At 32.2% G+C, this 12,384-nt stretch carries 12 protein-coding genes; 1 reads left to right on the top strand and 11 read right to left on the bottom strand.

From position 1 onward, the window contains the following. Positions 1-209: 209 nt before the first annotated feature. The 10 genes from IF125_RS12165 to IF125_RS12120 all read right to left on the bottom strand — a co-directional run bounded on the left by IF125_RS12165 (position 210) and on the right by IF125_RS12120 (position 10,509). Complete coding sequence (locus IF125_RS12165) at positions 210-1,073, bottom strand: aminoglycoside 6-adenylyltransferase AadS (protein ID WP_003013318.1); 864 nt, start codon at positions 1,071-1,073, stop codon at positions 210-212. Positions 1,074-1,239: 166 nt separating this feature from the next. Next, positions 1,240-2,112 carry an NmrA family NAD(P)-binding protein gene (locus IF125_RS12160; RefSeq protein WP_045752110.1) on the bottom strand — a complete coding sequence of 291 codons (873 nt, stop codon included), beginning with the start codon at positions 2,110-2,112 and terminating at the stop codon, positions 1,240-1,242. A 195-nt stretch (positions 2,113-2,307) separates the two neighbouring features. After that, positions 2,308-3,222 (bottom strand): macrolide hydrolase EstT, encoded by a 915-nt coding sequence (gene estT / locus IF125_RS12155; protein ID WP_006744646.1) that lies wholly within the window; start codon positions 3,220-3,222, stop codon positions 2,308-2,310. Positions 3,223-3,550: 328 nt separating this feature from the next. Next, complete coding sequence (gene lnu(H), locus IF125_RS12150; protein WP_049772422.1) at positions 3,551-4,333, bottom strand: lincosamide nucleotidyltransferase Lnu(H); 783 nt, start codon at positions 4,331-4,333, stop codon at positions 3,551-3,553. Positions 4,334-4,668: 335 nt separating this feature from the next. Then, positions 4,669-5,424, bottom strand: a complete 756-nt coding sequence (locus IF125_RS12145) for a hypothetical protein (RefSeq protein WP_225542681.1) — start codon at positions 5,422-5,424, stop codon at positions 4,669-4,671. 93 nt (positions 5,425-5,517) lie between these two features. Further along, a complete protein-coding gene (abc-f, locus tag IF125_RS12140) occupies positions 5,518-7,113 on the bottom strand; it encodes a ribosomal protection-like ABC-F family protein (protein WP_090410526.1) in 1,596 nt (531 codons plus the stop codon). A gap of 278 nt (positions 7,114-7,391) precedes the next feature. Continuing rightward, a complete protein-coding gene (locus IF125_RS12135; RefSeq protein ID WP_015431540.1) occupies positions 7,392-8,363 on the bottom strand; it encodes an aminoglycoside phosphotransferase family protein in 972 nt (323 codons plus the stop codon). A gap of 227 nt (positions 8,364-8,590) precedes the next feature. Then, positions 8,591-9,142 (bottom strand): DinB family protein, encoded by a 552-nt coding sequence (locus IF125_RS12130; protein WP_225542680.1) that lies wholly within the window; start codon positions 9,140-9,142, stop codon positions 8,591-8,593. A 56-nt stretch (positions 9,143-9,198) separates the two neighbouring features. Then, positions 9,199-9,705 carry a Crp/Fnr family transcriptional regulator gene (locus tag IF125_RS12125; protein ID WP_225542679.1) on the bottom strand — a complete coding sequence of 169 codons (507 nt, stop codon included), beginning with the start codon at positions 9,703-9,705 and terminating at the stop codon, positions 9,199-9,201. Between the two features lie 246 nt (positions 9,706-9,951). Beyond that, positions 9,952-10,509 carry a tetratricopeptide repeat protein gene (locus IF125_RS12120; RefSeq protein WP_225542678.1) on the bottom strand — a complete coding sequence of 186 codons (558 nt, stop codon included), beginning with the start codon at positions 10,507-10,509 and terminating at the stop codon, positions 9,952-9,954. A 245-nt stretch (positions 10,510-10,754) separates the two neighbouring features. Between IF125_RS12120 and IF125_RS12115 the strand changes: the two genes are divergently transcribed. Next, on the top strand, positions 10,755-11,594 hold the full coding sequence (locus IF125_RS12115; RefSeq protein WP_225542677.1) for a tyrosine-type recombinase/integrase: 840 nt from the start codon (positions 10,755-10,757) through the stop codon (positions 11,592-11,594). A 20-nt stretch (positions 11,595-11,614) separates the two neighbouring features. On the opposite strand, the gene IF125_RS12110 is transcribed toward IF125_RS12115, so the two are convergent. Then, positions 11,615-11,962 (bottom strand): helix-turn-helix domain-containing protein, encoded by a 348-nt coding sequence (locus tag IF125_RS12110; protein WP_225542676.1) that lies wholly within the window; start codon positions 11,960-11,962, stop codon positions 11,615-11,617. Positions 11,963-12,384 lie beyond the last annotated feature (422 nt).

Below are 12,384 nucleotides of genomic sequence, written 5' to 3'. Positions count from 1 at the left end.
GCAACGTTCTTATCACTAAGTAAATTCATTTGTTTGTCTGTATCTATTCGCATTGTCATTCAAAAATGGCACATAACGTGCCGCGTATTGGCGATGGGCGGGATTTTTAGCACTGAACTTTAATCGAAGAACAGAAGTTGAATTTTGCACTTCCGTTGATACGAAGCCGTTCAGCCCGCCTATTGCCAATACGATGTTGTACGACGTAGTTATGTTTTGGGTTTTAGTCCAGCTAAATATTTTCGTATGTCATTTTCTAATTTATCCGGGTATTTGTACTCTAATTTTTTTGACAATTCAGTTCCTATTTCTGAAACTAAATCAGTCATTGAAAATAGAGCAGTCCAATTTTCCTTTATATCGCTCCCTGAAAATGTTTGTTCTGTTTTAGCCCACATTTCCTGGTTAAGATACTTTTTGAAAAGTCGTCCATATTTATTGGTCGTTATGTTCCAATTGTGTTCACTTGCAATGTGCCATTCAATTAAAGGAATTAAATATTCTGTGCGAATAACGGTTTCCGACATAAATTTCGCATAGAATATTTCATCTCTCACAAGACACTTTGCCACGTAAGTTGTGTCCCACCAAAAATCGTTTATTAGATTTTGAAACTCTTTTTCAGACGGTTTTTTGATAATGGAAATTTGATAAGTTGGTTTCAGCATTTGCTTTGTAATACCATCTTTATCAATTAAAATTTTATAACCAATATCCCAATCTTCTGGTAATTCTTTCTCTTGCGTTTCCTTTATAAATTTTGATTTGCTGTAAAGTTTAAAATCTACTTTCACACCGTCTTCATAAAGTAGCATTTTCATTGCGTGTTTATGGTTAAAACAACTTTCGTCTTCTTCAATCATAGCAATTGGATTTCCGAATTTAAGCGTCCAGCTTTTGTCTGAAATGTAATTTGTATTATCCTCAAAAACAAATTCAATGTCTAAATCACTAAATTCGTCAACAAGTGCTAAAGGATTTACAAGTGAACTTGTCAGAAGTAGAACTCTTACATCTTCGTTTTTCTCCGACCATTCTATAATTGTTCTTAACTTTTCTTCTCTGACTTTCATTTTGTTTGGTTCGGTTTTACTATGTCGTACAACGGTTCTCGGCTTTGCGTAGTGGCGGATTTTCAGCACTAAACTTGAAACGAAGTACTCAGTTCAAAATTAGCACAAATGTTCGTGCGAAGAACGTCACTCGCCATTACGCAAAACCGATGTTAGCGGGTCGTTGTTATTTTTCGAGTTGTTGTTTCAGGTATTGCTCAATGGTTGTTTTTAGAGTCGTTATTTTGTCTGGGAACTCTGGAACTGTCAAGCCGTCAATTACTGCTTGCGTCATATCAATTAGATTGTCAGCAGTATTGTCCGTAAAACCTACCGATAAAAGTGTTTCTTTCCATTTGTCGTTGGGTATTGATTGTACGAATACATCTTTACCGACTAAAACAGAAAAAGCTTTTGCAACCTCAAGAGAGTTATATTTCTCTTGTCCAACCATTTCATACACTTTATAAGTTTTTTCTTGAATAGGTTTAGCAATGATTTCTGCTAAAAATTCCGCCAAGTCGAGTGGTGAGTGCATTGCAATTTTCAAGTTTTCAGGAAAAAATGTCGGCAAAACACCATATTGTTGAGCTGTTTCAAAGTAACCAAGCCAATTACTAAAATAGTATGATGGTCTAACAATTATTTTTTCGATTTCAATATCTTGAAAGCTTTGCTCTAAATGTCTTGACATTAGAATATTGCCTGTGTCTCCTTGATTGTGGGCACCAATACAAGATAGGCATACTATTCTTTTAACTCCGTTTTCGATAACTGCTCTTTTATAGTTTTCTACTATTCGTTTGGTGTCTCCAATGATGTCATTGGAACTCGGATTCTCTGGTGTTAATAAAAATGCGGTTGAAATACCTTGAAACGACTTTATCACTTGTTCTGTGTCAAACAAGTCAGCTTGTCGAACTTCAAGGTTCAAGTTTTTAATTTTTTCAGGATTACGAACTAAGGCTATGGCAGGAATGCCATTTTCAGATAGTCTTTTGATTAAATGAGAGCCAACTTGTCCTGATGCTCCAACGATTATTGTCTTATTAATTTCCATTTCTATTTGTTGTTACTGTTCTTGATGTCTGTCGTTTTACAATGCCCGCTAACGGTTAGTATATGAAAAGTAGGCGATTTCGAAGTGCCAAATTTTCGGTTAAGCACAAAGTATAATACGAGCCAAAAGCCTTGAATTTACTACTGTTTCGCCTATTTTTTATATACATTGTTAGCGGGTCGTTGTTTTTGTTTATCAGTCATTTATGTGTTTTTCTATTCCATCAATAATTGATTTCCAATCATCAACGTGTAATTCGTGTCCTGTACCTTCAAGGGTGATTAGATTTGAACCTTTTATTTTTTCTAGTAAAAAACCTGCATTCTTATAATGCCAAATTTTGTCGTCTGTTCCGTGGATAATTAAGGTGGGTTGTTTGATTTCGTTTAATCTGTTCCAATATTCTTCACCACCTTGCAATGCAGCGTGATTGAACATACTTATATAATTGTTGGCTCTATTGAACTCAGCTCTTATCAGTTTTTCACTTCTTTGTTTGTCAAATTGTTTCTTGCCACTCATTAATTCTGCACCCTGAATTAAATAGTTTACCACACTGTCTTCATTTGTCCAATTGACTGTACCTGCTTTACTATGGAAATCTAAAATACTCGTGTCCATTTCAGGTATAGTTGGGTCTGAGTCTCCCCAAGGGCCTGATGACATAAGAGTTAAGGAGTTAACTCTGTCGGCAAACTTTATTGATGCTATTTGAGAAATTAGTCCGCCCAAAGAAATCCCCACAAAATGTGCTTTGTCAATCTTGTAGCCATCCAATATTGAAATAGCGTCATTAGTTAAGTCAACAATATCGTATGGAGTAGAACCTGGTTCATAATTAGTGGATTTTCCTACATCTCTGTTGTCGTAACGAATAACAAAAAATCCTTTTTCAGATAATTGTTGGCAAAATTCAGTGTCCCAATACAGCATTGATACGGTTGCACCTGCTACCAAAAGGATTGCTGGATTTTTCTTATTTCCAAAACTTTCCGTACAGAGTTCAATGCCGTTTGTTTTAATTATTTTCTCTTTCATTTCTGTTTTCCTTTGTTTGCAACTGATTATTATCAGTCCTAAAATTAATATCCAAAGTAGTTTTTTTTTCATTTATCAATGTTTAACTGTTATGCTGGTATCTTTCACAATGCCCGCTAACGTTTCGGGGCTTGGCGTCAGTGGCGGAAATTGAAGCGAAAAGTTTCAATTTAGCTACACAGTAAGCAAAAGCCAATTAATTGAATAAATTTAAGAAAAAAGTCAATATAATTGGCTTTTTGCGGATTAGAAAGCCAAAACTTTCAATCTTTCACTAACTTGAGCAACAGCTTTTTATTATTTACTAAATTAACAAAAAAGGAAATATAAAAAGCTGTTGCGACAAAAAATGTACGAACTTTCTATATTTCCCATAACCCGCCATTTCGCCAAACCGATGTTAGCGGTAGTTTTTTCTTATTTCATGTAGGATTTCTTTCATTTTTGGTTCAATATTTAGTTCGTCAAATAGTTTTTCCGATAAATTTAATGAGTTTTCAAAAGCTAAAATTATATTTTTAGGATTTAAATCCGATGTTACTGTTTTATACGCAAAATACCAAGTCGTATCAATATCCTTTTCAAGACTTTTAGTTGGACTTTCCCAATGTTTTGTTTTGTTTGTTCTTGTTCTTATAAGCCAAAGCAAGTATTTCTGAACATTCGATAGGCTATGATGAGCATGAGCAAATTCTTCTCGTTTAATCAAGTTGCTTGTTGTCAGTACAACATTCAATAATGATTGGCTTAACCACAAAATATTTTCATTTGTAATTCTTTCGGGCGATTTCGTTTTGATTTGATTAAGCGTTTTCGTTAAAAGTCCGTCTTTGTCGATTAGGTTCATCTGGTCAAAATCGCTAAATGCAACAATTCCGTCCCAGGATTTGATGATTTCAATATCCTCCGTTTTTAAAAAATGGAATTCTCCTCTGACCATATTCTCAAAAATAGCCACTTCGCTTCCATATTCGTTTGTAAAATATAAAGCCACTGGATGGATTAGATTTACCCATTTTTCCGCTGAGAAATTTTCTTTATTTTTCAAGAAGATGTAAAATTCGATGTCAGAATATTTGTCTCCTTCGTTTTTGGTAAATGAACCATACATAAAAACAGCGGAAACATTTTCGTCTTGTTGAGCTATAGATTTTGTTTTGTCAATCATTTGTAACTGTGTCATTTTTTCTAATTTTATAAATTGATAATATAATATTCCATTACTTTTTGAAAGCAATGAAAAAGTTTGAGTTTATATATTTTGGACAGTTACTTATAGCTTCATCGGATTATATTTTTTTATGTTCAACATTCTGTTTGGTAAAATTACCGCTAACGTTTCGGGGCTTGGCGTCAGTGGCGGAAATTGAAGCGCAAAGTTTCAATTTAGCGACACGGTAAGCAAAAGCCAATTAATTGAATAAATTTAAGAAAAAAAGTCAATGTAATTGGCTTTTTGCGGAATAGAAAGCCGAAACTTCAATTTTAGCCTTAACCCGCCATTGCGCCAAACCCATGTTAGGCGTAGTTTTTCTTGAATTCTTTTATTATTAGTTTTTTTACTTCGTGATTATTGTTGAATTTTAATTTTGTCGAACCACATAAACCACAACTCCAAACTGAAAATTTAAAAGGTTTTTTCAGTTGATATTTTGTTTTAGTGATTGGAACATTCAATTTATTACATTTCTCACAATAACACTTTTTACGCTCTTCTGAGGGAATTTTTAGGGTTTCCATTTCAAGAAATATTTTAAATTCCTCCAGAATAAATTCTTTATAATTTTCTAGAGTTAATCCGTAATTGAAAATTGTATTATTATCGTATCTTAAGTAATCTAAATCTTCATCAATTTCAAAAAATGGAATATACTTTTGGTCATAATCACTAGCTGTAACTATTTTAAGCATTTGTTTAAATCCATAATCAATATCGACTTCTTTTTCAACTACTTTTTTTGATAATGTAATAGCATAATTTTCAATTAGTTTTTCTTCATCTGTTTCTATTTCAATTTGTAAATCTTTTAATGATTCAATGAAATATTTTTCTCGTTCTTCAGTTGATTCAAAATCTAAACCTGCTAAAAGATAAAGGTTTTCACTTTCATAACCAAGAAGAATAACTTCAACTGCCCAATTAACAAGTTTTTTACTATCAAAAGTTGTTAATATTCTTTCTGCAAAAATGTTTAAAGTTAATTCTTGGAGTGTCATTGGTTTTAAAATTACGCCTAACGGGCCGCGGCTTTGCGAGGGAGCGGATTTTAGCATAAGACTTCCAAGCGAAGACGGAACTTTAAATATAACGAAAATCTTTGAACGGAAACAATAACCCGCTCTCTTGCAAAACCGATGTTATCGGCTTTACTTCATTAATTCAATAGTTCGTTCAATATTTATTTCTTGTAAGAACGTTTTATCGTGGGAAATTACAATTAAAGTTCCTTCATATTCATTGATTGCATTGGTTAAAATTTCGATGTTTTGAAGGTCTAAATTATTGGTAGGTTCATCTAAGATAATAATGTCGGGAGATTGATTAGCAATGTTTAAACAACACAACATTAACCGCATTCTTTCTCCGCCACTCAATGTATGACAAGGCTTATCCCAATCATCTTTTGAAAATAAAAAACGGTCTAATCTGATTTTTACTTCGTGTTCCTGAAGGCCGGTTTGATTAAATTCTTGAGCTTGTTCATAAATCTGTAAATGATTATTGATTAAAGAATAATCTTGGTCAATATAAACAGAATGACTTTCAGCAATAAATATTTTTCCTTCCGTTGGTTTAAGTTTTCCGAGTATTATTTGGATAAGTGTGGTTTTTCCTGTTCCATTTTTTCCGTTGATAGCAATTCGTTCACCGCTGACAATTTGAATGTTTAGAGGTTTCTCCCATAATAAACCTCCTGTTCTATATGCGAAATTGATATTTTCTGCTATAAACAGATTTTTACCTTTATGAAGATTGGAAGAATCAAATTCAAATTTCATTTGTTCTATATCAGAAACGGAAAGCCTCAAATCTTGAAGTTCTTCTTTTATACCATTAATTTTATCTGAATGAACTCCGGCAATTTTTGCTGAGCTTCTTTCAGCATTATTCTTCCAAGCATCTGATACTATCTTGGGAAGTCCAGCTTTTCCTAAATTCTTTTTTGCTCGAACATCTAATTTTTGTTGTCGTTCAATTGTTTTTCGCTCCTTTTCTTTCGCCTTTCTAAGTGCTTTTTCTTTGCTCTGAATATCTTGACTTAAGGCGTTTTGTTCAATTTCTTTTTGCTCTTTATAAAATTCATAGTTTCCGCCATAAACTTTAATTTCATTTCTGTTGAGCTCACAAATAGGATTTAATAACTGAAGTAACTCTCGGTCGTGGCTAACGATTATAAAAGTTGCTCTTGAGGTTTGAATAAAATCGTATAGTAAGTCTCTACTGGATTTGTCAAGATGATTACTGGGTTCATCTAATAAAACAAATGATGGTTGATGAATAAATATACCTGCGAGAAAGACTTTTGTTTTTTGTCCTCCACTTAATTCGCTTAATTTTTGAGATAGTGATAAATCAGAAATATCCCAATAGCTTAGGGCTTCTTGACATTTTTCTTCTATCGTCCAATCGTCATTTAAAAGGCTATAATTCTTTTCATCTACACTTCCGTTTAAAATTTCGTGTAAAGCATTGAGTTTGGTTTCAACTTGTAAGGCTTGGGCAATTGTCAAATCATTAAACTGACCGAAAATTTGAGGAATATAATAGGGTTTGGTTTCGGAGGAAATTTGTCCGTCATCAGGTTCTAATTCCTTGGCTATAAGTTTGAGTAAAGTAGATTTTCCAACACCATTATTGCCAATTAATGCAATTTTATCGGAATGGTTTACTGTCATACTTAAATTAGTAAACAGCGTATTTTTATTGGGATGTGAATAGGATAAATTTTGAATCGTAAGCATAATTAATTTCTTTTTGAGTTTAACAAAAGTGGGAGCCCAATTTTTTGAGCTGATTGTTAGATTGTCTAAGAAATTAATTTTTACATTTTCTGCTTACTTTTTATTTATGTTGCAAATATAATATTTTTTCTGAACTACTTTATTTCGTATTGCCGATAACGGTTTGGGCTTTGCGAGGGCGGGGATTTTCAGCAGAAAATATCGACCGAAGCACTAAGCTACAAATATAGCGAAAATCTCCAACGGAGTATTTTCGCCCCGCTCTTGCAAAACCCTTGTTACCTGCTGGCTGTGTTTTTAGGTTTGGATATTATGTTATCAACTTCTTTTTTCAGATAGTTTAAGTTGATTTTGTATTCTTCCGAATTGAGTTCGTCAAATTGTAATTGTTCGATAAACTCAAAAATATCTTGAAGTTTTCTACTTGTCAGATAATATTGTAAAACCGTTTCATTGATCTGATAATCAGGATTGAGTTCATAATATCTTTTGATAAACAAATCAAAATAAGGTTGCTGATAAATGCTGAAAATATCGGCTTCGGGTGGTGCAAACTTTATTCCTTCCCAATCCAAAAGATATAATTTTTGTTTGTCTGTGATAAGATTCCAATGATGAATATCTGTATGACATAAACAATATTTTAAATCTTTTTCCTTTAAAGCATTTGATAAATTATACCATTCGTTGATTTGATTTTTTATAATTGAAAGATTAGGTTGCAGTACCGTTTTGATTTCCGTTTTTAGTTGGTCAAGGTTTTTGTCTATCCAATTGTTTAGTTTAGAAATAAACGAAAGGTCAAATGTTTCAGAAATCTGCGAAAGGTCAAAAGGAGTTTTTTTTAAATGATGTAACTGACTGACAATTTCGGCTAATTGAGTTATTTGTTCTTTGGTTAAATTTTTTTCTCCAACTGTTTCTCCTTTAATGTAATCAAACAAAACATATATATAATTTTCATCTTCGCACCTAAAATCATCAGATTGCGTTTTAATCAATCGAATGATTTTTCCTTTCAGCAGAGTTTGATTATCAAGCCAATCCACAATGGGAAGATAAAGGTCGATGTGTTCCGTTAAATAAGAAGTTGATTTTCGACTTTTTTCATAAACTTTTAAAAAATAAAAATGCTCGTTTTCATCTTCTATTTTATAAGCCAAAGAAGCCCAACCACCTTTTTGTTTAGAAATTGTGTTTGTTTTGATAAGATATTTTTGTTGCAATGTTTTTATCAATGTTTCAACCATTTTATTTTGTCGGATTTTTGGTTTCAGCTTGCAGGTAACGTTTCGAGGCTTGGCGCAAGTGGCGGAAATTGAAGCGAATAGTTTCAATTTAGCGACACGGTAAGCAAAAGCCAATTAATTGAATAAATTTAAGAAAAAAGTCAATATAATTGGCTTTTTGCGGAAAAGAATGCCGAAATTTCAAATTTTAGCCTTAACCCGCCATTGCGCCAAACCCTTGTTGGCTGTCAGGCATTTTTCATTGCAGTTTGTATTCTGTCAATTTGTTTTAAATGTCTGATAATATGATTAATAAAAAACTGAAAAGTGTCGCCCAATTTTAGTTTGATGATGCTTGAAATTGATGTTTGGATTTTCACTTTATTTAAACTCACATTTCTTGATTGGTTTAACAAATCCAAAAGTTTAATTTGTTGATTTATAAATTCATCAATTACTGTTTTGTCAAGCTTAGAGTTTAAAGGATTTTTATCTTTAAAGGTTTTCATCTTATTGAGTTTTTCTTTCGGCAAAATACTTTTTGCAAAGTAATTTCCTAACATTCCACTTTTAAATTCCAGGTCAGTTTTAGTTTTGGAATTTTTGATTTTGTTTTCGATTTGTGGCAAATAAAAATTACCGTACAAATTCAAATGCTTTAAACACTCTAAGATGCTCCACGAAGTTTCACTTTCTTTCCAAGTCAAAGTCTGTAAATCAAAGGATTTTAATTTTTCAGCTTGATTTATAATTTGTCTTGTCTGCTCCAAAAGTGTTTGTATTAATTTCTCTGACTGCATAATTTAAAATTTTATGCAAAGTTCCAAAATGCATTTTATCTAAATCTTGATTGAAGTCAAGACTTTTTTAATCTTGATAAAGTTTCAGCACTCATTCTCAAATAATTAGCAATATACCTGTTAGGAATTTCTTGAAAAAGTTGCGGGCTTCGTTTTAAAACTCTTTCATATCGCTCTTTTGGTGAGTTTGTCAAGATGTCAATTTCTCGTTCCATTTGTTGAAGAACTAAATTTTCCAGAATCTTCGTCCACAAACTTCTATTTTTTTCAGTTTCTAAAAATTTGGTAATTTTTTCTTTAGTAATAACTTTTAGAACAGTCTTTTTAATTGCTTGAATGTATAATTCAGAAGGTTTATCGGTTAAAAAAGAATCTAATGAAACAATTAAATTTTCTTTATACCCAAATCGAATGGTTTGTTCTTCGTAATCGTCTAAAACAAAAAATCTCAAACTTCCACTTTCGACATAATATAAATTAGTGTCAATGCTACCTTTAACTTTCAGAAATTCGTTTCTGTCTATCGTTACTGTTTTGTTTGAAAGTTCAATAATTTCTTTCATTTCTCTTTGTTCGTGAGTTTCGATATGCTTGCAGCCAACGTTTTGGGTATTGCCGAAGGCGGGGAAATCGAAGCGGTAAGTTTCGATTTAGCACCGAGGCTAGCCAAAACGAATTTTTGTGAGTTAAATTTAAAAATAAAAAACGAATAAAATTCGTTTTTGGCGGAATAGAATTACTTACCTTGAACTTTGCACTTCAGCCCCGCTTTTGGCAATACCGTGTTATGGGCTGGGCTTCTTGTTCCATCACGCAATCCCAGCATTGTTTTTAAATTTATTTTCGTAATCTAATTGTAATGATTTTTGTCCCAACCTTTTGTAAAGTCGTGAAAGTTCCAAATAGATATATTCAGAAGATGGCCCGAACTGCTCGCTAATTCTAAATGCTTCTATTGCTTCGTCAATTCGTTCTTCGTCACGTAAAATGTATCCTAAGTCTTCGGCAACTATGTTTTTATTTATTGCTTTTTTAAGTCCGTCTCTTAAAACGTCAATTCCAATTTGCGGATGTTCTTTTGCGTAAAACAATTCATAGGCGCCAAAACAGTCAGAGGCAATTGCTGGAATTATTGTTTGTTTTTGGTCGAAAATACTTTCAGCAACGATTTGTCCGCTTGGTTCTCTCTTTACAACAGTCTCAGCAATTCTCTCAGGTGTCATTATACCAAGGTAACAGTCGTAAGTGTAGTCAGCCGAAACTTGATATGCTTTTACGTAGTAAATATTCTCTTCTTCTGGTAAAAGGTCAAAGTCAGTCGGTTCTATAGTCCAATAAAGTTCATTTTCTTCGTCTTGGCTAGTCACCACGAAAACTTTGGTCTTATTGTCCGTAAAAATGTCTTTAAGTTTCATAGTCGTTGTTTTTTAGCCTTGCCCATAACATTGTTTTTTCACGAAACTAGTATAGCATTTGTTTCGTAAAAAAACAGCTATATCCGCATTTCGTAAAATTAAAAACAAATATAATTATTTTTTTGTAAATTAGATACTTATAAAAATAAAATTCATGTATCACGAAATAATTTAATGTAAAATGTAATAATGAATGTATGGATAGCGAAACAATTCTAAAAACGTTGCAAAATCGATTAAAATTACAACGATATGCAAACAATACCATAAAATCGTATTGTGGTTACGCTCAAGTTTTCTTGGAGCAGATGGAAAAATACAATAGATTAGATGAAATTCCTATTTCAGAAATCGAATTGTTTATCAATACAAAAGTAATTCAAGAAAATATCAGTGTTTCCTATCAACGTTCTTTGGTTGGAGCAATTAAAAAAGTATTTGAATTAGTTGAAAATCAGAAAATCGAATTAAATTATCTTTATCCGAAACGAAAAGTTAATAAATTACCAACTTTCTTTTCTCAAGAAGAAGTACGAAATTTATTAAATGCAACAGAAAATTTAAAACATAAAGCTATTCTTACAATAATCTATAGCTGTGGATTGCGACTAAGCGAATTGATAAATTTAAAAATTGTAGATATAAAATCGGAAAGTGATTTACTTCTTATTCGTCAAAGTAAAGGTAACAAAGATCGAATAGTTGCTTTGCCAAATAAACTTTTGTTATTATTGAGAGAATATTATAAGGTTTATCAACCTAAAGACTTTTTGTTTGAAGGTGCTAAAGGCAATCAATACAGCGAAAGAAGTGTCCAATTAATTTTAAAAAATGCTATGAGTAAAGCTGGCGTTTTATCAAAAGGCAGCGTACATACCTTAAGACATTCGTATGCTACTCATCTTATAAAAAGTGGAATTGATGTACGTGTAGTTCAAGAATTATTAGGTCATAACGACATTAGAACTACCATGATTTATACGCACATTACAGATATTGATAAAAAATCGACACCAAGTCCCTTAGATTTTTTGTGATAATTCTTTAATTTAACAAATTATTTTATCTCAACAATCTTCACCACCTCACTTTTCAATACTTTAGTGCCTGCTTCATTATAAGTCTGCTCTACAGTAACTTTAATTTTATCATATTTAGGAGTTGGAAAATCTAATAATTCTCCAATGTTTTTATATCCAAATGCTTTTGCTAAAAGAGTTATGTGACGGGTGCTATATTTATGTCGCTGTGTATAAGATTCAACATTTCCTACAAAAGATTTAGCAACCCCCATTTTTATACTTAATTCATCTTTAGTTACCTTATTAATTTTTCTGAGGTTTTTCATATGATTTATTAAGTCAAAATCAAATTGGGTAGTTTCAAATTCGAATATTTTCTTCATTTAACAAAAGTTATTCATCCAACTTGTTGGATATTAAAATAATATTATTATATTTGTACAAGCGAATTGATAATTAGACTTTTAATAGTCATAATTAAACGATGAATCTCGAGTCAAAACGACCAATTTTACTATCGAGAGTATCGTGAAGTCGCTCCATGTCTCAAAAGTTTTGTACTTTCGCATACGGCATGGGCGGTTTTCACATATGCTTTAGATAGTGACTTATTAAATCGAAAGTTTTCTAAGTAGGGTTTGGTCGCCCTTGACTCTAAAGTGTGAAGCCGCCTTGCTTTTTTTGCAAGTATTTCTTCATACACGAGAAACATCGTTCTATAAAACCCAACACAAAATGAGAACGAAACAATTTCCATTCATCCGTAAAAAACCGCCAGACAAAGTCTGTTTGTTTTTTCCATTCT

The sequence above is a fragment of the Empedobacter stercoris genome, assembly GCF_020281205.1.
GTDB lineage: Bacteria > Bacteroidota > Bacteroidia > Flavobacteriales > Weeksellaceae > Empedobacter > Empedobacter stercoris.
The sequence above is the reverse complement of the archived record's forward strand: the minus strand, read 5'-3'. Positions and strand labels throughout refer to the sequence as shown.